This is a genomic window from Bifidobacterium avesanii (genome assembly GCF_009299475.1).
Taxonomy (GTDB): domain Bacteria; phylum Actinomycetota; class Actinomycetes; order Actinomycetales; family Bifidobacteriaceae; genus Bifidobacterium; species Bifidobacterium avesanii.
Genome location: NZ_WBSN01000009.1, coordinates 77,398 through 101,058 on the forward strand (window position 1 = coordinate 77,398; position 23,661 = coordinate 101,058).

At 67.4% G+C, this 23,661-nt stretch carries 21 protein-coding genes; 17 read left to right on the top strand and 4 right to left on the bottom strand.

What is annotated here, in order from left to right; all coding sequences use genetic code 11:
• Positions 1-27: 27 nt before the first annotated feature.
• A complete protein-coding gene (locus tag DSM100685_RS06250) occupies positions 28-2,043 on the bottom strand; it encodes a bifunctional ADP-dependent NAD(P)H-hydrate dehydratase/NAD(P)H-hydrate epimerase (RefSeq protein ID WP_152350494.1) in 2,016 nt (671 codons plus the stop codon).
• A 595-nt stretch (positions 2,044-2,638) separates the two neighbouring features.
• On the opposite strand from DSM100685_RS06250, the gene rpsL reads away from it, so the two are divergent.
• The 11 genes from rpsL (at position 2,639) to DSM100685_RS06305 (ending at position 16,073) form a co-directional block, all read left to right on the top strand.
• Positions 2,639-3,010: a 30S ribosomal protein S12 gene (rpsL, locus tag DSM100685_RS06255; protein ID WP_003813881.1), complete on the top strand. Its 372-nt coding sequence runs from the start codon at positions 2,639-2,641 to the stop codon at positions 3,008-3,010.
• 6 nt (positions 3,011-3,016) lie between these two features.
• A complete protein-coding gene (gene rpsG, locus DSM100685_RS06260) occupies positions 3,017-3,487 on the top strand; it encodes a 30S ribosomal protein S7 (RefSeq protein WP_152350495.1) in 471 nt (156 codons plus the stop codon).
• Positions 3,488-3,515: 28 nt separating this feature from the next.
• Positions 3,516-5,645: an elongation factor G gene (fusA, locus tag DSM100685_RS06265; RefSeq protein WP_152350496.1), complete on the top strand. Its 2,130-nt coding sequence runs from the start codon at positions 3,516-3,518 to the stop codon at positions 5,643-5,645.
• Positions 5,646-5,819: 174 nt separating this feature from the next.
• Positions 5,820-7,019 carry an elongation factor Tu gene (tuf, locus tag DSM100685_RS06270; protein WP_152350497.1) on the top strand — a complete coding sequence of 400 codons (1,200 nt, stop codon included), beginning with the start codon at positions 5,820-5,822 and terminating at the stop codon, positions 7,017-7,019.
• A gap of 145 nt (positions 7,020-7,164) precedes the next feature.
• Positions 7,165-8,334: an Mbeg1-like protein gene (locus DSM100685_RS06275; RefSeq protein ID WP_152350498.1), complete on the top strand. Its 1,170-nt coding sequence runs from the start codon at positions 7,165-7,167 to the stop codon at positions 8,332-8,334.
• 127 nt (positions 8,335-8,461) lie between these two features.
• Complete coding sequence (locus DSM100685_RS06280) at positions 8,462-8,800, top strand: hypothetical protein (protein ID WP_152350499.1); 339 nt, start codon at positions 8,462-8,464, stop codon at positions 8,798-8,800.
• Positions 8,797-9,840 carry a hypothetical protein gene (locus tag DSM100685_RS06285; protein ID WP_152350500.1) on the top strand — a complete coding sequence of 348 codons (1,044 nt, stop codon included), beginning with the start codon at positions 8,797-8,799 and terminating at the stop codon, positions 9,838-9,840. The genes DSM100685_RS06280 and DSM100685_RS06285 overlap by 4 nt, the downstream gene beginning before the upstream one ends.
• Positions 9,837-10,205, top strand: a complete 369-nt coding sequence (locus DSM100685_RS06290; RefSeq protein WP_152350501.1) for a GntR family transcriptional regulator — start codon at positions 9,837-9,839, stop codon at positions 10,203-10,205. The genes DSM100685_RS06285 and DSM100685_RS06290 overlap by 4 nt, the downstream gene beginning before the upstream one ends.
• A gap of 180 nt (positions 10,206-10,385) precedes the next feature.
• Positions 10,386-12,173, top strand: a complete 1,788-nt coding sequence (locus DSM100685_RS06295; protein ID WP_152350502.1) for a 1-deoxy-D-xylulose-5-phosphate synthase — start codon at positions 10,386-10,388, stop codon at positions 12,171-12,173.
• 107 nt (positions 12,174-12,280) lie between these two features.
• On the top strand, positions 12,281-13,321 hold the full coding sequence (locus tag DSM100685_RS06300; protein ID WP_152350503.1) for a zinc-dependent alcohol dehydrogenase family protein: 1,041 nt from the start codon (positions 12,281-12,283) through the stop codon (positions 13,319-13,321).
• A 247-nt stretch (positions 13,322-13,568) separates the two neighbouring features.
• The gene (locus DSM100685_RS06305; protein ID WP_152350517.1) at positions 13,569-16,073 is read left to right on the top strand and encodes an excinuclease ABC subunit UvrA; all 2,505 of its coding nucleotides are present in this window, start codon (positions 13,569-13,571) and stop codon (positions 16,071-16,073) included.
• A gap of 15 nt (positions 16,074-16,088) precedes the next feature.
• Here the strand turns inward: DSM100685_RS06305 and DSM100685_RS06310 are convergent, their stop codons facing one another.
• Positions 16,089-16,331: a hypothetical protein gene (locus tag DSM100685_RS06310; protein WP_152350504.1), complete on the bottom strand. Its 243-nt coding sequence runs from the start codon at positions 16,329-16,331 to the stop codon at positions 16,089-16,091.
• A gap of 205 nt (positions 16,332-16,536) precedes the next feature.
• Here DSM100685_RS06310 and DSM100685_RS06315 point away from each other — a divergent pair, with 205 nt between their 5' ends.
• Together DSM100685_RS06315 and DSM100685_RS06320 are read left to right on the top strand one after the other, a co-directional pair.
• The gene (locus tag DSM100685_RS06315; RefSeq protein ID WP_152350505.1) at positions 16,537-16,890 is read left to right on the top strand and encodes a type II toxin-antitoxin system HicB family antitoxin; all 354 of its coding nucleotides are present in this window, start codon (positions 16,537-16,539) and stop codon (positions 16,888-16,890) included.
• Between the two features lie 45 nt (positions 16,891-16,935).
• Positions 16,936-17,553 (top strand): endonuclease III domain-containing protein, encoded by a 618-nt coding sequence (locus DSM100685_RS06320; RefSeq protein WP_152350506.1) that lies wholly within the window; start codon positions 16,936-16,938, stop codon positions 17,551-17,553.
• A gap of 92 nt (positions 17,554-17,645) precedes the next feature.
• On the opposite strand, the gene DSM100685_RS06325 is transcribed toward DSM100685_RS06320, so the two are convergent.
• Positions 17,646-18,263 (bottom strand): NADPH-dependent F420 reductase, encoded by a 618-nt coding sequence (locus DSM100685_RS06325; RefSeq protein ID WP_152350507.1) that lies wholly within the window; start codon positions 18,261-18,263, stop codon positions 17,646-17,648.
• Between the two features lie 256 nt (positions 18,264-18,519).
• On the opposite strand from DSM100685_RS06325, the gene DSM100685_RS06330 reads away from it, so the two are divergent.
• On the top strand, positions 18,520-19,050 hold the full coding sequence (locus tag DSM100685_RS06330) for a PadR family transcriptional regulator (RefSeq protein WP_152350508.1): 531 nt from the start codon (positions 18,520-18,522) through the stop codon (positions 19,048-19,050).
• 87 nt (positions 19,051-19,137) lie between these two features.
• The gene (locus DSM100685_RS06335) at positions 19,138-19,923 is read left to right on the top strand and encodes a methyltransferase domain-containing protein (protein WP_152350509.1); all 786 of its coding nucleotides are present in this window, start codon (positions 19,138-19,140) and stop codon (positions 19,921-19,923) included.
• On the opposite strand, the gene DSM100685_RS06340 is transcribed toward DSM100685_RS06335, so the two are convergent.
• Positions 19,907-20,851: a LysR family transcriptional regulator gene (locus DSM100685_RS06340; RefSeq protein WP_152350510.1), complete on the bottom strand. Its 945-nt coding sequence runs from the start codon at positions 20,849-20,851 to the stop codon at positions 19,907-19,909. The two genes, DSM100685_RS06335 and DSM100685_RS06340, sit on opposite strands and share 17 nt — an antisense overlap.
• Before the next feature lie 182 nt (positions 20,852-21,033).
• Between DSM100685_RS06340 and DSM100685_RS06345 the strand changes: the two genes are divergently transcribed.
• Positions 21,034-22,374, top strand: a complete 1,341-nt coding sequence (locus DSM100685_RS06345) for an MFS transporter (protein WP_152350511.1) — start codon at positions 21,034-21,036, stop codon at positions 22,372-22,374.
• A gap of 36 nt (positions 22,375-22,410) precedes the next feature.
• A complete protein-coding gene (locus tag DSM100685_RS06350; protein WP_163200810.1) occupies positions 22,411-23,055 on the top strand; it encodes a GNAT family N-acetyltransferase in 645 nt (214 codons plus the stop codon).
• Positions 23,056-23,661: the final 606 nt, after the last annotated feature.

A 23,661-nucleotide genomic window follows, 5' to 3' on the forward strand; every position in this document is an offset into this window, starting at 1 on the left:
GACATGCCAGAGGCGTCCGCAGCGCCTTCAGTTCCATTCGCTGAGGTTCATGGAGGCGAACAGGGCGTAGACGTTCGGCAGCTGCGCGATCACGTCGCCGGCCAGAATCGGCTTGCCTATCGGCGCGAACGGCGTGGCGTCCCTGAGCTTCTCGGACGTCGGCGCCATGGCCTCGGCGAGGCGGTCGCGGTCCTCGTCGTAGACGACGACGGGCGGACGGGCGGCCTGTCCGGAACCGGAGGCGAGCTGTCCGGCCAAGCCGTGGATGAACGCGCCCGCGGCCGCCAGATCCGCCATCTTCAGCGTCAGGGACCGGTCTTCGTCCGCGGCGGCCTGCGCGAGCAGCGCGCCCAACGAACCGGCGAGCACGTCGCCCGACCCGGCCGTGGACAGCCACGCCGGCGCGTTGCCGTTGACCACCACGCGCGGCTTGTCCGGCCCGTCGCTGCCCACCACGACCGTGATCGCGCCCTTGAGCAGCACGGTGGCGCCGGTCAGACGCCACGCCTCCAGCGCGCATCCGAGCGGGTCGCGCTCCACGTCGTCGGCGTCCACGGCCTGTCCGCGGGAGCGCAGCAGCCGCGCGAGCTCGCCCGCGTGGGGCGTGATCACCACCTGCGGCGGCACGCGTTCGGGCAGCAGGTCCAGCGCGCCGGCGTCCACCACGACCGGCGGCAGCGACTCCTGGCCGCCCTCGTAGGTGGGCGCCAGCATGGCCATGAGGTCCTCGAACGATTCGGGCAGGTCGTCCAGCCCGATGTTGAGCAGTGATTCGGGCTCCGGCCAGTTCGCCTCGCCCACCGCGTACGGTTCGAGCAGGCGGCGGATGGCCTCGCGCTGGGGCGAATCGACGTCGGCGTGGTCGCCGTCCGGAATGCCGGAGCCGACCACCCACGCCTGGCACCGGCCCTCGCCGAACACCGCCTCGGGCAGCCGGTCCAGCACCATGCGCTCGGCGCGCTCCGGGCCGAGGTAGCGCACCATGCCCGCGTTGGCCCGCGCCGCGGCGGACGCGGACAGGACGGCCGCGCCGGGGTAGGCGTCGGAGCCGGTGATGAGCCCCACCACGCCGCGCGCGTACTTGTTGTCCGCAAGCCGCGGCAGGCGGATGTGCCGCCGGGTCTCGGCGGCGGAGACGAGCTCCACGGCCACGGGGACGCGGGAGGTGTCGAAGCCGAAGTCCACGAGCACGACCTGCCCGCAGGCGTACGCAGCCGGAGGCAGCAGCGCGCAGGGCTTGAGCGCGCCGAACGAGACCGTCACGTCCGCGGGGATGTACGTGCCCGGCAGCGTGCCGTCGTCCACGCCGACGCCGGACGGGACGTCGACCGCGAGCACCATCGGGTATTGCGCGGCCGGTTCGCTCACCGGCAGCGCGGGGGACCGGGGGTCGATCCGGTCCGCGCCGATGCGCTCGGCCAGCTGGGCCGGAATGCCGCGCAGCGCGCCTTTCAGGCCTATGCCGGTCATGGCGTCGATCACGAGGTCGGCGTTCTCGTACAGGTCCATGACGCGCTCAAGCGGGTCCCCATCGGTTTCGTCCGTCCCGTCCTGCGCGTCCGGGACCGCGGCGCCCGGAATGTCCGCCTCCGGGTCGAGTGCCAGCACGCGCCCGCCCGCGTCGAGCAGGGCCCGGAGTCCCTCGGCGTGCAGGGTCCGCCCGGTCGCCGCGCAGACCACGTTCGCGCCCTGATCCGCGAGCTCGGCCGCGGCGAACAGTCCGTCGCCCCCGTTGTCGCCCGCGCCGGCGAGCAGCAGGACGTGCGCGTCGGCCACGTCCGGGCCGTCGGGCTGGCGTTCGAGCATGGCCTGCGCCACGTGCGCCGCGGCGGTGGCGGCCATGCGCATGAGCGGCACGCCGCGCTCCAGCAGCGGGCGCTCCATCGCGCGCACCTGCTCGGCGCGCCACGCGGCGGAGACGAACGGGTCGTCGGTTTCCGGGGCCTCGTCGGGCCCGTCCGCGAAGTCGTTGTCGAGCCCGTCGTCGAGCCCCTCGTCGAAGTCGTCGTCCCCATGGTGGGCGTCGTTGAATACGGACCCCATCGTCTGCCCCTTTCTCTTGGCTGCACGTCCCACTCTACCTGCGCCGCGTGTCGCCCCGGCGCACGCGCGGCGTGTTCGATCGGAGCGGGTCGCGCCGAACTGAACGTCAAGTGAACACTACGGAACATTGGGGTTTCCGTTTTCCCGGGCCGGCGCGCCGGGCGCCGTTCGGACGTATACTGAACATGTACGGCAACCAAGGCGCCGTACCTCACGAACGTTGCCTTTGGAATACAACGGCGGCCCGGAGTGACAAGGTCTCCTCCGGGCCGTTTGTTATGCGCGGGCGCGCGTCGTCCCGCGCCCATGGTTCCGCGCGCATGGAACCATGTGGCGTGTCGCATGTCCGGCCAATCGGTATCATGGATATTCGTGTGTGCCGGAGGCATGCCTTATGTAACAGGCGTGGGCTCCGGGATATCCCCCGGTTCGTTTGGATCGCGCGCAGCAATGCGACGGCGAGAGGGCAGGGGGCCATCGGGCCGGTGGACTTGGCTGCTAACTCCGATTCGGGGCGCTCGCGCGCCCGGGGTAGGTGTGGGCTGCGGTGCGGCGGCCCACGAATAAGAAGAACCATTGAATCGGAGAATTCAAGTTGCCTACTATTGAACAGCTCGTCCGCAAGGGACGTCAGGCCAAGCCGAAGAAGTCGAAGACTTTGGCCCTGAAGGGCAGCCCGCTGCGCCGCGGCGTGTGCACCCGTGTCTACACCACCACCCCGAAGAAGCCGAACTCGGCCCTGCGTAAGGTCGCCCGTGTGCGTCTGTCCTCCGGCATCGAAGTCACCGCCTACATCCCGGGCGAGGGCCACAACCTGCAGGAGCACTCCATCGTGCTCGTGCGCGGCGGCCGTGTGAAGGATCTGCCGGGCGTGCGCTACCACATCGTGCGTGGCGCGCTCGACACCCAGGGCGTCAAGGACCGCAAGCAGGGTCGTTCCCTGTACGGAGCAAAGAAGGCGAAGTAATAGATTATGTCTCGTAAAGGACCCTCCAAGAAGCACACCCTGCTGCCCGATCCGATCTACGGTTCCACCGTCGTCGCGCAGCTGATCAACAAGATCCTCCTCGATGGCAAGAAGTCCATCGCCGAGGACATCGTCTACTCCGCCCTCGATATGGTCAAGGCCAAGAGCGAGCAGGAGCCGGTGGCCGTGCTCAAGCGCGCCCTGGACAACATCCGCCCGTCCCTCGAGGTGCGCTCCCGCCGAGTCGGCGGCGCCACCTACCAGGTCCCGGTCGAGGTCAAGCCGGCCCGCGCCAACACGCTGTCCCTGCGCTGGCTGACCGACTTCTCCCGCGCCCGCCGCGAGAAGACCATGGCCGAGCGCCTGGCCAACGAGATCCTCGACGCCTCCAACGGCCTCGGCGCTTCTGTCAAGCGTCGCGAGGATACTCATAAGATGGCAGAGGCCAACAAGGCCTTCGCGCATTACCGCTGGTAATTACGAGTTCGAGAGCTAAGGAACTGCAATGGCACTAGACGTGCTTACGGATCTGCACATGATCCGCAACATCGGCATCATGGCCCACATCGATGCCGGTAAGACCACCACCACCGAGCGAATCCTCTTCTACACCGGCAAGAACTACAAGATCGGCGAGACCCACGACGGCGCCTCGACGATGGACTTCATGGCGCAGGAGCAGGAGCGCGGCATCACGATCCAGTCCGCCGCCACCACCTGCTTCTGGAAGCGTCAGACCCACGACACCGACGAGAAGTTCCAGATCAACATCATCGACACCCCCGGCCACGTGGACTTCACGGCCGAGGTGGAGCGCTCCCTGCGCGTGCTCGATGGCGCCGTGGCCGTGTTCGACGGCAAGGAGGGCGTGGAGCCGCAGTCCGAGACCGTGTGGCGCCAGGCCGACAAGTACGGCGTCCCGCGCATCTGCTTCATCAACAAGATGGACAAGCTCGGCGCGAACTTCTACTACTCCGTCGACACCATCAAGGAGAAGCTCGGCGCCAAGCCGCTCGTCGTCCAGCTGCCGATCGGCGCCGAGAACGACTTCGCCGGCGTCGTCGACCTGATCCGCATGAAGGCCTACGTGTGGAACGACGTGTCCACCGACCAGGGCGCCCACTACGACACCGTGGACATCCCGGAGGACCTGCAGGACAAGGCCGAGGAGTACCGCGCCCAGCTCATGGACGACGTGGCCGAGGCCAGCGACGAGCTGACCGAGAAGTACCTCGAGGCCGGCGAGCTGACCGAGGAGGAGCTCCGTGCGGGCATCCGCGAGCTCACCATCGCGCGCAAGGCCTACCCGGTGCTCTGCGGCTCCGCGTTCAAGGACAAGGGCGTTCAGCCCATGCTCGACGCGGTCGTCGACTACCTGCCGAGCCCCGAGGACGTGCCGTCCATCAAGGGCTTCAAGCCGGGCGACGAGTCCGTCGAGATCGACCGCAAGCCGCTCGTGAGCGATCCGTTCGCGGCCCTGGTCTTCAAGATCTCCACCCACCCGTTCTACGGCAAGCTCGTGTTCGTGCGCGTGTACTCCGGCTCCGTCAAGCCGGGCGACAACGTGCTCGACTCCACCAAGGGCAAGAAGGAGCGCATCGGCAAGATCTTCCAGATGCACGCCGACAAGGAGAACCCGGTGGACGCCGCCGAGGCCGGCAACATCTACACCTTCGTGGGTCTGAAGAACGTCTCCACCGGCGACACCCTGTGCGCCGAGTCCGCCCCGATCTCCCTTGAGTCCATGACCTTCCCGGATCCGGTGATCCAGGTGGCCGTGGAGCCGAAGACCAAGGCCGACCAGGAGAAGATGGGCATCGCCCTCGCCAAGCTCTCCGACGAGGACCCGACCTTCCAGGTCACCTCCGACGAGGAGTCCGGCCAGACCCTGATCGCCGGCATGGGCGAGCTCCAGCTCGACATCATCGTCGACCGCATGCGTCGCGAGTTCAAGGTCGAGTGCAACGTGGGCAAGCCGCAGGTCGCGTACCGCGAGACGATCCGCAAGGCCGTCATGAACGAGGTCTACACCCACAAGAAGCAGACCGGTGGTTCCGGCCAGTTCGCGAAGGTGTTCATGAACTTCGAGCCGCTCGACACCGAGGCCGGCGAGACCTTCGAGTTCGTCAACGAGGTCACCGGCGGCCACATCTCGGCCGAGTTCATCGGACCCATCGAGGCCGGTGTCAAGGAGGCCATGGAGTCCGGCGTGCTCGCCGGCTTCCCGGTCGTGGGCGTCAAGGCCACCGTGTACGACGGCCAGATGCACCCGGTCGACTCCTCCGAAATGGCCTTCAAGATCGCCGGTTCCATGGCGTTCAAGGAGGCCGCTCCGAAGGCCAAGCCGGTCATCCTCGAGCCGATCATGGCCGTGGAGGTCCGCACGCCGGAAGAGTACATGGGCGATGTCATCGGCGACCTCAACCAGCGCCGTGGCAGCATCCAGTCCATGACCGACGCCACCGGCGTCAAGGTCATCGACGCCAAGGTCCCGCTGTCCGAGATGTTCGGCTACATCGGCGACCTGCGTTCCAAGACCCAGGGCCGCGCCATGTTCACCATGCAGATGGACTCCTACGCCGAGGTGCCGAAGAGCGTCTCGGACGAGATCATCAAGGCCCAGCGCGGCGAGTGACACGCGCAGCCGCAGTAGTGGCGTCTGTCCCCAGTCAGCGCTAATATCGATTAGCGTTGACTGGGTTCAGGGCTCGTCTGTGGCACAAACCCAGAAACCCAGCAAAAGGTAGCGAACGCCTGGCGCATTGCTGAGCGCGAGGCAAACTACGAGAAGTCCAGGAGGACTACACATATGGCAAAGGAAAAGTACGAGCGTACTAAGCCGCACGTTAACATTGGTACCATCGGCCACGTCGATCACGGCAAGACGACCCTGACCGCCGCCATCTCCAAGGTGCTGCACGAGGAGTACCCGGATCTCAACCCGGAGTATGACTTCAACCAGATCGATGCCGCTCCGGAAGAGCAGCAGCGTGGTATCACCATCAACATCGCCCACATCGAGTACCAGACCGCGAAGCGTCACTACGCTCACGTGGACTGCCCGGGCCACGCCGACTTCGTGAAGAACATGATCACCGGCGCCGCTCAGATGGATGGCGCCATCCTCGTTGTGGCCGCCACCGACGGCCCGATGGCCCAGACCCGCGAGCACGTGCTGCTCGCCCGTCAGGTGGGCGTCCCGAAGATCCTCGTCGCCCTGAACAAGTGCGACATGGTCGACGATGAGGAGCTCATCGAGCTCGTCGAGGAAGAGGTCCGTGACCTCCTCGACGAGAACGGCTTCGATCGCGACTGCCCGGTCATCCGCGTGTCCGCCTACGGCGCCCTGCACGACGACGCTCCGGATCACGAGCACTGGGTCGAGCAGATCAAGAAGCTCATGGACGCCGTCGACGAGTACATCCCGACCCCGGTCCACGACCTCGCCAAGCCGTTCCTGATGCCGATCGAGGACGTGTTCACCATCTCCGGTCGTGGCACCGTCGTCACCGGCCGTGTTGAGCGTGGCCAGCTGGCCGTCAACACCCCGGTCGAGATCGTCGGCATCCGTCCGACCCAGACCACCACCGTCACCTCCATCGAGACCTTCCACAAGACCATGGACTCCTGCGAGGCTGGCGACAACACCGGTCTGCTGCTCCGCGGCATCAACCGTACCGATGTTGAGCGTGGCCAGGTTGTGGCTGCTCCGGGCTCCGTCACCCCGCACACCAAGTTCGAGGGCGAAGTCTACGTGCTGACCAAGGACGAGGGCGGCCGTCACTCGCCGTTCTTCTCCAACTACCGTCCGCAGTTCTACTTCCGCACCACCGACGTCACCGGCGTTATCGAGCTGCCGGAAGGCGTCGAGATGGTTCAGCCGGGCGACCACGCCACCTTCACCGTTGAGCTGATCCAGCCCATCGCCATGGAGGAGGGCCTGACCTTCGCTGTGCGTGAAGGCGGCCACACCGTCGGCTCCGGTCGAGTCACCAAGATCCTCGCCTGATTTCGGTCAAGCAAGATCTTGTGCGCTTGAACTAGCGACATAGCAAAGTCCCCTTGGGTTTCGCGCCCAAGGGGACTTTTGCGTTTATGGATGGTGCGTTTGCGGCCATTGCGTTTGCGGCCGTCACGCGGGCTACCATGGCTTCATGGGCAACATCACCGAAGACATCCGCGTGAACTTCAAGGACTTCGACGCCTGCGCGTTCAACGAGGTCGACGGGCTGGCCCTCGCACAGCTTGCCTACGTGCACATGCCGGATTGCGTGCCGCGGCACCCCTCGCGCGGCACGGTGCCGCTGCGGGCCCTGCTGCGCGCCGAGGACTACGGCGCGATGTGCGGGTCGATCTGGTCGCCCGCCATGAACGTGGATCTGATCCGGGCCATGGCGGAAAGCCCCCGGTGGAGGGGCGTGCGCGTGGGCGGATACGCGGACGACACCGATCCGGGCTCGGCCATGCAGTTCTCCGCCAGCGTGTTCGATCTCGGCGACGGCGTGCTCGTCGTGGCGTTTCGAGGCACCGACAGCACGATCGTCGGCTGGAAGGAGGACTTCATGATGGCCTTCCGCCGGCCGGTCGCCGCGCAGGACGCCGCCGCCCGGTATCTTCGTGAGGTCGCCGCATGGTGGCGGGGGCTCATGATCATCGTCGGCCATTCCAAGGGCGGCAACCTCGCCGTCTACGCCGCGGCCGAGGCGCCGGCGGACGTGCAGGACCGCATCGTCGCCGTGCATTCGTACGACGGTCCCGGCTTCGACGACGCGTATCTGGCCTCGGAGGGCTTCCGGCGCATCGCCGGCCGCGTGCGCAAAACCGTGCCCGAAAGTTCGATCATCGGCATGCTGTTCGAGGGGAGCGCCGCAATCGGCGTGGCAGGGTCGGGAGATCCGGCGAATGAGACCCATACGGCCGCTCCCGGTCCCAGTCCCGATGACGGCATTGGCGGCGTTGACGCCGTTGACGTGGTAAAAAGCGCGGGCATCGGCATCATGCAGCATTTCGCGCTCAACTGGCAGGTGGCCGACGGCGTATTCGTGCGCGCGGACGGGCTCAACGCCAGCGCGCAGTATGTGTCCGGCGTTGTCAACGGATGGATGGGCAAATACGACGACGAGCGCCGGCGCCTGTTCATCGAGAACCTGTTCGCCGTCCTCGAATCGGCCGGATACCGGACGTTCGGCGAACTCACCGCGCACTGGACGCAGGCGCTGCCGGCCATGATCGCCGCCGCGCGCAAGGTCGATCCCGAGGAGCGCGACGCCATGGTCGCCGTTGTGGGCGGGCTCATTTCATCGGCGCTGAAACCGGGGGAGTAGCGGGCGGCGTCGCTTCCACGCCCGTTTGCAACTGTGTCAGTCTATTGATACACTTGAACTGTGTCATAAAGATGTCACAGTTCAATGTGCCGCGTCGTGACGGCGCGGTGGATGGCAAGGAGCGATCATGGACGATCCGCTGTACGCTGATCTGCTGCCCGCATGGGCGGTGTTGTTCTACGCCGTGGTGGCGGTCGCAATTGTGCTGATGCTGCGCGGCCTGCGGCGTCGCTGTGAACGGGACCGCCGGGGTTTGCTGCCCGTGGTTCTGGCCGCGGTGGCGGTATCGGCGGTCGCGGGTCTGTTCGCCGTGCTGACGTATGCCACGGTCGCGCCGCTCGCCCAGCGTGACATGGCGGATTTCTACGCCATGTACCAGTGGCCGTTCGTCGGCGTGGTTGCGGCGCTGATCGTTGTGCAGGCGTCGGTCGGCGTTGCCGTGGTGTGCAGTGGGAGAAGGGGATGAGCGCCATGTTCGGATTGTTTTCCATTGCGGCGGCCTTGGCGGTGTGGGTGGCGCTGATCGCCCTGACGGCGGTGACCGTGGCGCTGGCGGTTTTCGCCCTGTCGGTCATGCATCGGCGGCCGGAGCTTGCCGTGCCCCGTCGCGTGGCCGTCCCGGCGGGTGACACCGGCGCGACCGGGCCGGTGGCGCTCGCCCGGAGAAGGCTGCTTACGGCGTGCACGGCCGGTTTGTCGGTGCTGCTTGTCGGCTTTGCGGCGGACGGGTGGCGGTTCCGCTGGTATGGGCTGGCGCTGGCCCTGTTGCCGGGGCTGGCGGCGTGCGCGGTCATGCTGGTGACGGCATTGCCGTTCCGTGGTCGCGACCGTGCGGGTCATGAGGACGGTGAAAGTCAAGGGGAGCGCGCGCCTTCCGAAACGCCGCGGGTGCGGGTCGCCTCGCTTCGCCCCCGCAGGCCGTGGCTGTACGCGCGCGGTTCGGTGCTGATGCAGCCGATCCTCATCGCGTCGCTGCTGATCGTGTATCTGGTCTTCACCTCCTGCATGGCCACCCCGGACGGCGAAAGCGCCGGGCGGTCGATCAGCCTGACCGATCCGTCGGGCGAGGTCCGGACGACCGCGGGGCCGTATCCGGGCGTGTATTACGCGGCGCCGCTGATCGTGGTCACCGTCGCGCTGGCGGCGCTGACCTGTCTGGCGCTGCGCCGCATCGCCTTGGCCCCGGCGTCGGCCGACGGGCGGAACGACGCCGTCGACCGGCTGTGGCGCATCGCCCTGACCCGGTTCGCGACGTTCCTGTCCTGCGGCTTCATGCTGTGCTATGCCTCGGGCGTCATGCTGTTCGCCGGCAACGCGACGCGGCTGGTGGGCACGAATTTCGGCGCGCTGCCACCGTCGTACGCGGACGACGTGTACCCGACGCTGGGCGCCGTCCAGATCGGCGTGGGGCTGGGGCTGCTGCTGTTCGCGGTCCTGTATGGTCTGCTGGCGGTCGCCGCCGCCGTGAAGCTGTGGACCGGCGTCACGGAGGACGATGCGCGATGAGCGCGAGCGGGAACGGGCTGCGCGTGGCAATCCGCGACGACGCGCCCACTCCGGTGTACGAGCAGATTCGCTCGCAGATCGAGGCGGCGATCCGCGGCGGGGCGCTGGAAGACGGCGACAAGCTGCCCTCCGTGCGCCAACTGGCCGGCGATCTGCGCATCGCGCCCGGCACCGTCGCCAAGGCCTACGGCGAGCTCGCCGAGCAGGGGCTGATCGACACCGGGCTCGGGCGCACGGCCCGGGTGCGGAAGGTCGCGGCGCTGCCCGAGCCCCTGCTGGATGCGGCGCGGACGTTCGCCGGGGAGGCGCGGCGTCTCGGCGTGGGCTTCGACGAGGCGGTGAGCGCCCTGCGCGCCCGGTGGTGAGCGTCTGCCGCAGAAGTTGCGGATCCGTGCGAATTGGACGGGCGGAATGCCGTGGACGCGCGCGGATCCGCAACTTCTGCGGGAATGCACGGCGATTTGACTTCAAGTTGCTTGAGGCTCCTATGATGCCAGTGTCTTGTACACGTCCAATATCGGAATCTCAGAACCAAGGGAGTGACCATGCTGCTGGACACCATCGACTCGCCCGCGGACCTTAAAAAACTGTCCGTCGAACAGCTGCCCGAACTCGCCGCGGAGATCCGCGACGCCATGCTGGTCAAGCTCGGCGCGCACGGCGGCCACGTCGGACCGAACCTCGGCACGGTGGAGCTGGAGATCGCCATGCACTACGTGTTCGATTCGCCGCGCGACCGGTTCGTGTTCGATGTGAGCCACCAGAGCTACACGCACAAGATTCTGACCGGCCGGCGCGAGGCGTTCACCGACCCCGCGAAATACGACGACGACTCCGGCTACACGAACCCGAACGAAAGCGAGCACGACTGGTTCAACATGGGTCACACGTCCACGTCCATGTCGCTCGCGTCCGGCCTCGCCAAGGCACGCGACCTGGCGGGCGACTCCTACAACGTGGTCACGGTGATCGGCGACGGCTCGCTCTCGGGCGGCGAGGCGTTCGAGGGCTTCGACGCCGTGGGGGAGATGGGCACCAACTTCATCGCGATCGTCAACGACAACGAAATGTCCATCGCGGAGAACCACGGCGGCCTGTACCGCGGGCTGCGTGAACTGCGCGAAACGAACGGCGAGTCGCCGAACAACCTGTTCCGCGCGCTGGGCTTCGACTACCGCTATCTTGAGGACGGCAACGACGTGTCCAAGCTGATCGACGCGCTGCGCTCGCTCAAGGACGTCGACCACCCGGTCGTGCTGCACGTCCACACGCTCAAGGGCAAGGGCTTCGCGCCCGCCGTGGCCGACAAGGAGACCTGGCACTGGAACTGGCACTTCGACCCGAAGACCGGCGCATCCACGCTGCCCGCCGGGGACGGATCCGGCGACGGGGACGGATCCGAAAGCTACGAGGACCTGACCGGCGCCTGGCTGCTGCGGCGCATGAAGGAGGATCCGCGCATCGTGGCGATCACCTCCGCCACGCCCACCGTCATGGGCTTCACGCCCGAACTGCGCCGCGAGGCCGGCAGGCAGTTCGTGGACGTGGGCATCGCCGAGGAGCAGGCCGTGGCCATGGCCTCCGGCATCGCGCGGGGCGGCGGCATCCCGGTGTACGGCTTCTGCACCACGTTCGTGCAGCGCGCCTACGACCAGCTCATGCAGGACCTGTGCGTCAACGGCAACCCCGCCGTGCTGCTGGCCTTCGACGCCAGCGTGTACGCCATGAACGACGTCACCCATCTGGGCTTCTACGACATCGCCATGATGGGCAACATCCCGAACCTCGTCTACCTCGCGCCCACGTGCCGTGAGGAGTACTTCGCCATGCTCGAATGGGCGGTCGCCCAGCGCGAACGCCCGGTGGCGATCCGCGTGCCCGTCGTCGGCGGCGTCGTGTCGCACGGCGTGCCGGACACGACCGACTACGGCCTGCTGAACCGGTACGAGGTCGCGCGGCGCGGCTCCGGCGTGGCAATCGTCGCGCTCGGCGACTTCTTCCAGCTGGGCGAGCGCGTGGCCGACGCACTGGAATCCGAACTGGGCGTGAAGCCCACGCTGATCAACCCGAAGTTCATCAGCGGCGTCGACCGCGGGCTGCTCGACTCGCTGCTCGCCGACCACCGCGTGACGGTCACGCTCGAAGACGGCCAGCTCGAAGGCGGCTTCGGCGAGAAGATCGCCGCGCACTACGGTCCGACCGCCATGCGCGTGAAGACCTACGGCGTGGCCAAGTCCTTCCCCGACCGGTACGACCCGGACGAACTGCTCGCCGCCAACGGCGTGACCGTGCCCGCGATCGTCGCGGACGTCCGCGCAATGCTGGACGAGTGACCGCGTGTCGCGTGCGTTGTGCCCTTTGACTTCGAGCGCTCGAAGTTCCTAGCGTGGGAACCGTTGATGATCGACAGACGATCGCCCGCACGGGCAAGGAGGACGATATGAGCGAGATGATGAAGGCCGCGATGTTCATGGAACCGGGCCGCATGGCCGTCGAGGAGGTGCCGAAGGCCCGCGTGGAACAGCCCACGGACGTGATGATCCGTGTGGTGCGCACCTGCGTGTGCGGCTCCGACCTGTGGTACTTCCGCGGGCTCAGCGGCCACAAGGAGCACAGCCAGATCGGCCATGAGGCGATCGGCGTGATCGAGGAGGCCGGCGACGCCGTGGCCGACTTCCATGTGGGCGACTTCGTGGTGGTGCCGTTCCCGTACAGCTGCGGCAAGTGCCCGGTGTGCGAGGCCGGCTTCGAGTCCTGCTGCCCGCACGGCGGATACTTCGGCGCCAACCAAGCCGAATACGTGCGCGTGCCCGAGGCCGACGGCACCCTCGTCAAGGTGCCCGGCTCCCCGGAGGACTACGACGACGCCACGCTCGCCTCGCTGCTGACCATCTCCGACGTGATGTCCACCGGCTACCACGCCGCCGTGTCCGCCGAAGTCAAGCCCGGCGACACCGCCGTGGTGATGGGCGACGGCGCCGTGGGCCTGTGCGGCGTGATCGGCGCGAAGCTGCTCGGGGCCAAGCGCATCATCGCCATGAGCCGGCACGAGGACCGCGCCGCGCTCGCCCGCGAGTTCGGCGCGACCGACGTGGTGGCCGAGCGCGACCAGGCGGCCATCGACAAGGTGCTCGCCATGACCGGCGGCTACGGCGCGGACGCGGTGCTCGAATGCGTCGGCTCCAAGCAGTCCTTCGACACCGCAGTGGGCCTCGCCCGCGCCGGCGCGGTGATCGGCCGCGTGGGACTGCCCCACGACGTGACGATCAGCGCCGAAGGCAGCTTCTACCACAACCTCGGCATCAAGGGCGGCCCGGCCCCGGTGCGACACTACGACCTCGGCGGCCTGCTCGACGCCGTGCTCAACCACGAGATCAACCCCGGCCGCGTGTTCACCGCCGAGTACGACCTTGACCACATCCAGGACGCCTACGAGGCCATGGACCAGCGCAAGGTCATCAAGTCGCTCATCCGCTTCTAGCCGCTCCCGGCAAGTATGCCGCGCACCCGGTCGCCGCTCATCCCGACGTCCGTCTCTTCCGCTGTCCCCGTCGCCCCGCCCGGATACGTCGGCCCGCCGCGTATGGTGGAACCGACCGCGGCGAAAGGCGGGACTGATGGGCGACGGACTGGAACGGAACGGCGGCGGCGCCGGGCGCGCGACGGCTGGGCAAACGGGAACGGGCCGGCCGGGACCGGCGGATCGGCCGGACGATCCGCCGGCCCGCATGTTCCCCCGCGCCATCGAGGTGCGCGGCGCTCGCGTGCACAACCTCAAAAACATCGACGTGGACGTGCCCCTGAACCGCATGGTCGGCGTCGCCGGCGTCTCCGGTTCGGGCAAGAGCTCCCTCGCGCTCGGCGTGCTGTACGCGGAGGGCTCCCGCCGGTACCTCGAGGCGCTGTCCACCTACACGCGCCGGCGGCTCACCCAGGCTGGCCGCGCGCAGGTGGACGACGTGCGGCACGTGCCCGCGGCGCTCGCACTGCACCAGCGTCCCGCCGTGCCGGGCATCCGCTCCACGTTCGGCACGATGAGCGAACTGCTCAACAGTCTGCGCCTCCTCTTCTCCCGCGTTGGCTCGCACGTGTGCCCCCACTGCGGCATGCGCAACCCGCCGACGCTCAACGTCGCCGCCGATCTGCCCATCACCTGCGTCCACTGCGGCGAAACGTTCCGCGGTCCCGGTGCCGAATCCCTCGCGTTCAACTCGGCCGGCGCCTGCCCCGCATGCTCCGGCACCGGCGTGGTGCGCGAGGTCAACCGCGCCGCGCTCGTGCCCGACGAGTCGAAGTCCATCGACGACGGCGCGGTCCTGCCGTGGGGCTCGCTCATGTGGGACCTCATGAAGCAGGTGTGCGGCGCCATGGGCGTGCGCACCAACGTGCCGTTCCGGGAGCTCACGCCCCAGGAACGCGACATCGTGTTCAACGGCCCCGCCGTCAAAAAGCACATCCTCTACCGTCCGAAGAAGGGCGACGACTTCGCCGAGCTGGACTTCACCTACTACAACGCCGTGTATACGGTGGAGAACGCGCTCGCCAAGGCCAAGGACGAGAAGGGGCTGAAGCGCGTCGCGCGGTTCCTCGAGGAAAAACCGTGCGGGCGGTGCGGCGGCACCCGGCTGAGCGAGGAGGCCCGCAAGCCGCGGGTCCGGGGCATCAACCTCGCCGAGGCGACCGCGATGACGCTGGACGCCGCCGTCGATTGGATCCGCGGCGTTCCGGACACGCTTGGGGAGCCGATGCGGCCCATGGCGCGCAACATCTGCGAATTCTTCCTCGACGTGGCCAAGCGCCTCGGGGAACTGGGCCTCGGATACCTCTCGCTAGACCGCGCCGGAGCCACCCTGTCCACCGGCGAACGCCAGCGCGTGCAGCTCGCCCGCGCCGTGCGCAACCGCACCACAGGCGTCATGTACGTGCTCGACGAACCGTCCATCGGCCTGCACCCCTCGAACGTGGACGGCCTGCTCGGCGTGATGCGCGACCTCGTGGCGGACGGCAACTCCGTGGTGGTGGTCGACCACGACGTGCGCGTGCTCAAGGCGACCGACCACCTCATCGAAATGGGCCCGGAGGCGGGCGCCGGCGGCGGGCGGGTGATCGCGCAGGGCACGGTCCGCGACGTGGCCGACGCACCGGACAGCCGCATCGCGCCGTTCCTGTCCGAAGACGGCCCGTCGCGGGTGCGCGGCGTCGTCGAACCGGAGCGCATGTTCGAACTGGGATCCATCCGCATGGACACCGGTCCCCTTCACACGGTCAAGCCCCTGTCCGTCCGCATTCCGCGCGGCCGTCTCGTCGCGGTGACGGGCGTGTCCGGCTCGGGCAAGACCACCATGGTGCTCGAATCGCTGATCCCCGCGCTGCGCGCGAACGCCTCGGGGACGAAGCCGCCAAGCCATGTGCATGCGATCACGGCCGACGGCATCGCCCGGGCGAACCTCATCGACGCGACGCCGATCGGCGCGAACGTGCGGTCCACCGTCGCCACCTACGCCGGCGTCCACGACGATCTGCGCCGCGCGTTCGCCCGATGCGAGGCGGCGAAGGCGGCCGGATGGAAGGCCGGCGACTTCTCCTACAACACCGGGCGCCTGCGCTGCCCGACCTGCGACGGCACCGGATCGATCTCTCTGGACGTGCAGTTCCTGCCCGACGTGGACATCGAATGCCCCGACTGCCGGGGAACCCGGTACGCCCCCGCCGCCTCGGACATCCGCCGCAAGTCGGGGGACGGCCGCGCGTTGAGCCTGCCGCAGCTCATGGCGCTCAGCGTGGACGAGGCGCTCGACGCGACGGGCGACCTGCGCAAGGTGCACGCCCGCCTGTCCACGCTGCACGATCTGGGACTCGGCTACCTGACGCTCGGCGAGCCCACGCCGTCGCTGTCGGGCGGCGAGGCGCAACGGCTCAAGCTCGCCGGCGAAATGGGCCGCGCGCAGTCGGACGCCGTGTTCGTCTTCGACGAGCCGACCATCGGACTGCACCCGCTCGACGTGCGCGTGCTGCTCGGGGTCTTCGACGGACTGGTGTCCAACGGCGCGACCGTCGTCGTCATCGAACACGACCTCGACGTGATCGCCAACGCCGACTACGTGATCGACATGGGACCGGGGGGAGGCGAATCCGGCGGCCGCATCGTCGCCGCCGGAACGCCTGGGGACATCGCCGCCGATCCCGCCAGCGTCACCGGGCGGTATCTGGCCCCGACCCGCGTACGCGCGTGATTCGCCGGCACCGCGTCAGACGGCGGGCTCGAATCCATATGCCGAGACGCCGGGCCGGTGCCGTGAGGACAGCGCCGACAGGAATTCGTCGAGCGGATCGCCGTCGTACGGGCACCCGCACGCCGCGGCCGTCAGGGGAGCGGTGGCCGCGACATGCAGCGGTTCCGGGCATGGAACCGGCGCCGGGCCGCACGGTACGCGTTCAGGGAATTCCGGGAAATCGTCAATGGTGATGACGGTGGAATGGATGGTGATCATGGTCGCTGCCTTTCTTGGGTGTTGCTTGGGCCTGGGGGATTGATGTATCAACGTTGATACCGACTACTGTAGTACAGATGTTCGATTTAGGAAATATGGGCGTGTCGTATCACTCTTGCTATCACCAAGGTATGTCGTGAGGCGGCGGGATGCCTAAGATGGCATGGATACCGATACCATTTCATCGCCCGGAAGGAGTCGCGCCATGGCGGATGGCAAGCAGTCGGCGGAGGAAAGGCCCGTCGCGGACCGGTACATCTACCGCATCCATTGGCTGGACAAGGAGGGCGGGTTCGTGTGCACGGTGGCGGAGCTGCCGGACCTGCGGTTCGTGTCGGAATCCAGCGCGGAGGCGCTGCTGGGGCTGCGCGTCGCGGTCGACGCGCGACTCAAGGAACTTAGGGAAAACGGCGAGGAGATTCCCGTGCCGTTCGAGGACCGCCACTACTCTGGGCATTTTCTGGTGCGCATCCCGCCGGAGATGCACCGGCGCCTCGCCATCGAGGCCGCCGAGCAGAAGGTGTCGATCAACCGTCTCATCCAATCCCGTCTGGGCTAGGCGTTGACCCCACAACCGGAATCGATCGAACGCCTGTTCCATGCCATGCTTGAGGCCATGGGGCCGAGCGGCTGGTGGCCGGCGGACACCGTGTTCGAGATCATGGTGGGCGCGGTGCTCACGCAGAACACGGCGTGGGGCAACGTCGACCGTTCGTTGGATGCGCTCAGGGCCGCGGGAATGCTGGAGCCGCACGCGCTCGCGGATGCGGACGACGCCCGGTTGCGGGAGCTCATCCGACCGTCCGGCTTCTACCGCAACAAGGCGCGTGCGCTGCGGACGCTGAGCTGCTGGTATGCGGATCGCTGCGGCGGGGACCCGCGGGGTGCGGCGGATCTGTCCGACGCCGATCTGCGCCGCGAGCTGCTCGGTTTGTTCGGCGTGGGCGGGGAGACGGCCGACGATCTGGTGCTGTACGTGTTCGGCCGCCGCGCGTTCGTGGCGGACACCTATGCCCGCAGGCTGTTCGCGTTTCTGGGATGGGATGCGCCGGCCGGCTATGCGAAGTTCCATGACGCGGTGATCGGCGCGGTGCTGGCGACGGACTTGGACGTGCCGCAGCTGCAGGAGTTCCATGGGCTCATCGACGAGTTCGGCAAGGCGTATCGCGACGATGAGGCCAAGGCGGGTTCGTTTCTCGCCGGTTGGCGCGGCCGGATCTAGGAAATCCGGCGGCAATGCGGGCAGGGCCCTTCCCGGAACGATGCCGGTGAAGGGCCCTGCCCGCATAAGCGGAACGACGCCGGGGTGCGAGGTTACTTCACGACCTTGTAGCCGCCGGTCCACGGGGTCTGCTCGGTCACGCCGAGGATGATCTGCAGCGCGCCCATGCCCTCGAGGTACTGCGCGCGCTTGAGCGGGCCGGCGTCCACGGTCTTGAGCCCGCCCTGTTCGATCAGACCGCGCACGGCGGCCTTGGCGTCATCGGCGTCGGCGGCCACCTGAACCACGGTCGGGGCGCCGTCGTTCACGCCGGAGGCCAGCGTTGCGGCGAAGGTGGTGTTGAACGCCTTGACGACCTTGGAATCGGGCAGCTTGGCCGCAAGCTCCTCGGCGGCGGACCCGACGCCCTCCGGCAGTGCCAGATCGAAGGTGGCGAAGTCGATCGGGTTGGACGGGTCGACCACGACCTTGCCGGCGAACTGCTCGCCGTAGGCCGCGACCACGTCGGCGTACGCCGGGTAGGGCAGCGCGAGGACGACGATGTCGCCGGTGACGGACGCCTCGCCGAACTTGCCGGCGACGGCGCCGGGGACGCCGGCGGCCTTGTCCGCGTCGCGGTCGATGACCTGGACGTTCGCGCCGGCCTTGACGGCGATGCCCGCGACGGCGGATCCGATGTTGCCCGCTCCGAAGACGGTGACGTTGCTCATGATGGTTTCCTTTCGTGGTGTGGGTGCGGCGGTGGGCCGTGCTGATGCCATCACCATATCCGACTATCTGAGATATTTCAAGCTGAGTTATTTCAGGATGGATGGGGTGTGTGCGGGAATCCTTGCGCCGCAACGGCTGGGCGGTCCCCCGCGTCGCCCTCCATCGGCGTGTCGTATTGAGATATCTCCATACGAAATATTTCCGGCTAGGGCGAACGCAGGAGGGGGATATGTCGAAACGAGGTATAGTGAACCTATGAACGTAGTGGAGATCATGACTTTGGGCTTCCTCGCCGAGGGGTCGGCGTGCGGCTATCGCCTGCGCAAGAAGATGGAACGGCTCAACGGCTTCGCCCGGCCCTTCAGCGACGGCACCCTGCATGCCGTCACCGGGCGGTTCGTCAAGGCCGGGTACATCGGCGAGACCTTCGAGGTGGTCAACGGGCGCCGCCTGCGCCAGTTCCATCTGGAGCCCGCCGGCCGCGCCGCGCTCGTCGAGGAGCTGAAAAACGCCAGCGGCTACATGGTCACCGACATCACCAAATGGGCGATCGTCATGTCGTTCCTGTCCGTCATCCCCGACGAGGCGGACCGCAACGCCGTGCTCCGCCGCCGTCTCGACGTACTCGATTCGGACGTCCACCGCATGTACAGCGACGGCGTCGACCCGCTCGACAACGACAAGCTCACGGACAAGTACCGCCTCGCCATCACCGCCATCCACGACAAGGAAATCGCCGCCGAACGCGAATGGCTTGTGGGGGAGCTCGGCGCCGAAACCGAATAGCGCCAAGAATCGTTCGCATTTCGGACGTCGGTCCGGGATTCGGCCAAGACGGCCACCGGACCCCGGCCGCGCGTTACCGTGGGCTGCATGGTTCAATGGAATTCGGAACAGTACCTGCGGTTCAAGGATGAACGCACCCAGCCGTCGCGCGATCTGGCGGCCCAACTGCCTCCCGATGACGGCTCGGTGCTTCGCGTGCTCGACATCGGCTGCGGCCCGGGCAACAGCACCGCCGTGCTGCGCGAACGCTACCCGCACGCGCAGATCATCGGCGTGGACAATTCGCGCGACATGATCGCCGCCGCACGCAAGGCGCATCCCGACATCGAATTCATTCTGTGCGACGTGTCCGACGCCCATCAGCTCGCCAAGCTGCCCAAGGACTTCGACGTGGTGTTCTCCAACGCGTGCATCCAGTGGGTGCCCGACCATCCGAAGCTCATCCCCGCGCTGCTGGCCCGCCTGAAGAAGGGCGGCACGCTCGCGGTGCAGACCCCGATGAACTACGACGAGCCCATCCACCGCATCATCGCGTCCGTGGTGCACGGTCCGCGGTTCGGCGCGATCCTGCCCCAGCAGCGCGAGTTCTACAACATGGAGCCCGACGAATACTGGGAGCTGCTGCACAAGCGCACTTCGGGCTTCCGCATGTGGATGACCACCTACCTGCACACCCTGCCCTCGCACGAGGCGATCATGGAGTGGTACCGCGGCACCGGCCTGCGCCCGTATCTTCAGGCGCTCGACGACCGCGACGCCCGTTCGGAATTCGAGGCGGAGATCTTCGCCCGCGTGCGCGTCGCCTATCCCATGCAGTCGGACGGCAGCGTGATCTTCCCGTTCCCGCGGTTCTTCTTCATCGCCGTGAAATAGGCCGCTCGGCGGGGATGACCGGCGCCGTCCTCGCCAATTGCCCGATCCGTTCCACGAACGCGGCGACCTGCGGCTCCGGATCCAGTGGATAGAGCAGGCCGTAGGCCAGATCCACCGGCTCGCCCCAGTCGACGGGCACGTTGACGAGCTGCGGATGCACGCCGTCCCACAGGGGTTTGGAGATCAGGAGGTCGCCGGTCTGCGCGCAGTCGTTGAACACGGCGAGGTTGTAGCGGTCGATGTCCACCAGCTCGATCGACGGATGCGCCTCCAGCAGGTCGCGTGCCCGGTCGTTGCCGTCATGGCCGCGCCGCATGATGCGGATGCGCGTGCCCTCAAGGTCATCCAATGAGACGGATTCCCGACGCGCCAACGCGTGGTCGTACGGCACGGCGACGCACAGCGGTTCCCGGCTCAGCGTGAGCGTGCCGCACACATGATCCCAATAGCCGGCGTTGAAGGCGGTGGAGACTGCGTCCACGTCCTCGCCCAGATGCGCGATGATGTCGGTGATGTCCCTCTCGTCGTCGGGCATGGGCACCAGTTCAAGCCGCAGCCCGTCGGACCGCGGTTCCGCGTCGCGCTGCCACAGGTCCAGGATCCGGCGTCCCGACCGCAGCATGGAGACGCCCAGCCGCACCGGAACGTCCCGGAAGTCGTTTGCCGCGGCGCTCCGCCGGCGTGCGCGGCGGAGGATGTCGTCGCACTGCCGCATGACGGGCCGGGCGTCCTCCACGAATTCGCGGCCGGCCGGGGTGAGCGCCACGCCGCTGCGCGACCGCGTGAACAGCGTGATCCCGAACTCGGCCTCAAAGGTGTTGACCTGCTTGGCCAGCGCCGGCGCGGAGACGTGCAGAAGCCGCGCGGCCTTGGCGAAGCTGCCCGTCCTCGCCGCGGCGACCACCGCGTCCAAACGCCTGTCGTACATTCCGCCGTCCCCTCTCCGACAATGGATGCGCATTGGAATGAACGCGCATTGGCAAGGCTGTGTAAACCAATGGTTTTCACCATGCAAACCATAAGCATGCAGGAACCGTTGAAAACAAACCGATTCCGAGCATAGCATGTCGTTCGCGGAAATCGAAAAGAATATGTACCAAGGAGAATCGCATGACTGTGAAACCGGGCGCGGCGATCACCACGGCGGCTGCGGCGGTCGCCTCGTTCCTGTCCGGCATGGACGTGCTCATCGTCAACGTGGCGCTGCCCACCATCACCGCGGAGCTCGGCGGGAGCATGGCCGTCCAGCAGTGGGTCGTGGACGGCTACACGCTGCTGTTCGCCGCGCTGCTGCTGCTCGCGGGCAGTCTCGCGGACCGGTTCGGCGCCAAACGAGTGTTTTTGATCGGCGCGTCCCTGTTCGCCGCGGCGTCCCTGTTCTGCTCGTTCGCATGGTCGATGGGCGCGCTCGTGGCCGGCCGCTGCGTGCTGGGCGTCGCCTCGGCGCTCATCCTGCCCGCGTCGATGTCCCTGATCAACGAGGCGAACCCGGAGTCGCACCGCCGCGCATGGGCGTTGGCCCTGTGGGGCGCGGGCGGCGCCTCGGCCTCCGCGGTGGGGCCGCTGCTTGGCGGTTTGCTTACGCCGATCCATTGGAGTCTGGTGTTCACCGTCAACATACCGTTCTGTCTGCTCATCCTCGTCGTCGCGCCACGCATCCACGCCTCGCCGCGGCGTCCCGTGCGCTTCGACTGGGTCGGACAGACGCTGGCGCTCGCGGGGCTGGCCACGTTCGTGGCCGGCATCATCGAGGTCGGACCATTGGGCCTCTTGCATCCGGCCACGCTCGCGTTGCTCCTCTGCGGCGTGCTGCTGCTGGTTGCGTTCGCGGCCTCCCAAGCCAAGGTCGACGCGCCCATGATGCCGCTCGGCCTGTTCCGCGTGCGCGGCATGCAGGTGGCGCTGCAGATCGGCTTCATCATGATCTTCAACTGGTACGGCATGGTGTTCATCTGCACCATGTTCCTGCAGAACCAGCTCGGCATGGGCGCGTTCGCCGCCGGCCTCGTGTTCGTGCCGTCGGCGTTCGTCACGATCGCCGGCAATCTCGCGGGCGGACGGATCATCACCGCGCTCGGTTCGAAGTTCTCCATCACGCTGGGACTCGCCATCATGATCGCCGGGTTCCTGTTCGAATTCCTCATGCCGGCGCCCATTCCCGTCTGGGCGGTCGCCACGGGACTGAGCGTCGTAGGCTTCGGCGCGGCCATCACCACACCGGCCGCCGCGGGCGTGGTGCTCGCAAGCGTGGATGGCTCGCAGACCGGCATCGCCTCCGCCATGTTCAACACGTTCCGCCAGGTGGGCGGCGCGATCGGCGTCGCGGTGTTCGGCGTCGTCGCCACGTTCCTGCCCTCGCTCGACGCGGCCCTGCGCGTGGTGTTCCTCGCCTCCGCGCTGCTGCTCGTCTACGTGCTCGCATTCGAGTCGCTGCGCTGGCGGGCGCGGTGATCGGAAGGACTGCCGCCGCGTGCGACAATGGCGCTTATGAGCGATTCCGTGACCCTGCGCCCGCTGCGCCGCGACGACTATGACGCGTTGACCGAGCTGGTGCGTCGCATGTGGTACGCCGACCCGGAGATAGGCGTCGATTGCGCGCGTCGGCTGGCGACGGCGGACTTCCATCACTGCCTGTCGTGCTCCACGCTGGCGACGGTGGCGGTGCGCGATGGCGAAGTGATCGGCATGATTCTGGCTCGCGTGGAGAGGCGGGCCCCGCGATGGCGTTCCACGCCGTTGAACCCGCATGTCCGCCGCGTGCTGCGCGAGGGATTCTCCCTGATAGTGTCAAGGGAGGGGCGCCGCGGCATCCGCGAGGCGTTCGGCATGGTCCGCACCGACGCGAAACTGCTGCATGGCCTCAAATCCCGCTATGACGCCGAGATAGTCCTGTTCCTCGTTGACGAGCGGATGCGCGGCGGGGGAGTGGGGCGCACGCTGTTCGATCATGCGCTGTCGCGCTTCCGCACCGCGGGAGTGCGGCGCTATTTCCTGTTCACCGACACCACCTGCGACGTCGGCTTCTACGATCACCGCGGTCTGACCCGAATGCGCGAACGATATGTGCCTCACCGTGATGGCGGTTCCGACACGTTCTACCTGTATGAGGGCGTTTGCGCGGGCGTCGCGTAATGGGATATGGCGGATACCTGCGTAGTGTGCGGCGGATTCGGGACGCGACGGACATCGATCCGCGTTCTGTGCGGCAGCCAGTCGGCGCGGTGCCGGGCGTTTCCGGTTTGAAAATGCCAATTGCGCGACTCCCGGTGCGGTTCTTCGGCGTGCGCATGCTGCACAAAATGCATATGGGTGTTCGAGCCGCCTTGGAATCGCTGCGCACTATGCGAATGACCGGAGTGGCGTGTGGTGTCGTGTGTGTGCGACACGCCGGTGTGGTGTGTTTTTCCGGGTTGTTTTGCCCGTTCCGTCGGCCGCGTGGGGTTGTCCGTCCGGTTTTGCGCCGGTTTGCCGCCGGTGTGCGACACGCCGGCGGACGCGAGTGTTCCCAACGGTTAGCGGGGTGCGCCCGCGGTCCGGGTTTGCGTGTTCGGTCGGGAGCGTGTAAGTTGTTCACTCGCTGCCGCACGGCGGCCCGCCTCCTTCGGGAGATACGGGGCCGGGTGCGTGTTCGCGTGGTTTGAGAACTCAAGAGCGTGTTTGTACTGCTTGTTTAGACAAGTTTTTTGATTGCCAGTCCAATCCCCGCCCGTCCGGTTTGCGCCGGGCTGGTCCATGAGA

Coding starts and splice junctions, on each gene's coding strand:
- DSM100685_RS06250 (WP_152350494.1), bottom strand. CDS start 2,043: ATGGGGTCCGTATTCAACGACGCCCACCATGGGGACGACGACTTCGAC.
- rpsG (WP_152350495.1), top strand. CDS start 3,017: ATGTCTCGTAAAGGACCCTCCAAGAAGCACACCCTGCTGCCCGATCCG.
- fusA (WP_152350496.1), top strand. CDS start 3,516: ATGGCACTAGACGTGCTTACGGATCTGCACATGATCCGCAACATCGGC.
- tuf (WP_152350497.1), top strand. CDS start 5,820: ATGGCAAAGGAAAAGTACGAGCGTACTAAGCCGCACGTTAACATTGGT.
- DSM100685_RS06275 (WP_152350498.1), top strand. CDS start 7,165: ATGGGCAACATCACCGAAGACATCCGCGTGAACTTCAAGGACTTCGAC.
- DSM100685_RS06280 (WP_152350499.1), top strand. CDS start 8,462: ATGGACGATCCGCTGTACGCTGATCTGCTGCCCGCATGGGCGGTGTTG.
- DSM100685_RS06285 (WP_152350500.1), top strand. CDS start 8,797: ATGAGCGCCATGTTCGGATTGTTTTCCATTGCGGCGGCCTTGGCGGTG.
- DSM100685_RS06290 (WP_152350501.1), top strand. CDS start 9,837: ATGAGCGCGAGCGGGAACGGGCTGCGCGTGGCAATCCGCGACGACGCG.
- DSM100685_RS06295 (WP_152350502.1), top strand. CDS start 10,386: ATGCTGCTGGACACCATCGACTCGCCCGCGGACCTTAAAAAACTGTCC.
- DSM100685_RS06300 (WP_152350503.1), top strand. CDS start 12,281: ATGAGCGAGATGATGAAGGCCGCGATGTTCATGGAACCGGGCCGCATG.
- DSM100685_RS06305 (WP_152350517.1), top strand. CDS start 13,569: ATGTTCCCCCGCGCCATCGAGGTGCGCGGCGCTCGCGTGCACAACCTC.
- DSM100685_RS06310 (WP_152350504.1), bottom strand. CDS start 16,331: ATGATCACCATCCATTCCACCGTCATCACCATTGACGATTTCCCGGAA.
- DSM100685_RS06315 (WP_152350505.1), top strand. CDS start 16,537: ATGGCGGATGGCAAGCAGTCGGCGGAGGAAAGGCCCGTCGCGGACCGG.
- DSM100685_RS06320 (WP_152350506.1), top strand. CDS start 16,936: ATGCTTGAGGCCATGGGGCCGAGCGGCTGGTGGCCGGCGGACACCGTG.
- DSM100685_RS06325 (WP_152350507.1), bottom strand. CDS start 18,263: ATGAGCAACGTCACCGTCTTCGGAGCGGGCAACATCGGATCCGCCGTC.
- DSM100685_RS06330 (WP_152350508.1), top strand. CDS start 18,520: ATGAACGTAGTGGAGATCATGACTTTGGGCTTCCTCGCCGAGGGGTCG.
- DSM100685_RS06335 (WP_152350509.1), top strand. CDS start 19,138: ATGGTTCAATGGAATTCGGAACAGTACCTGCGGTTCAAGGATGAACGC.
- DSM100685_RS06340 (WP_152350510.1), bottom strand. CDS start 20,851: ATGTACGACAGGCGTTTGGACGCGGTGGTCGCCGCGGCGAGGACGGGC.
- DSM100685_RS06345 (WP_152350511.1), top strand. CDS start 21,034: ATGACTGTGAAACCGGGCGCGGCGATCACCACGGCGGCTGCGGCGGTC.
- DSM100685_RS06350 (WP_163200810.1), top strand. CDS start 22,411: ATGAGCGATTCCGTGACCCTGCGCCCGCTGCGCCGCGACGACTATGAC.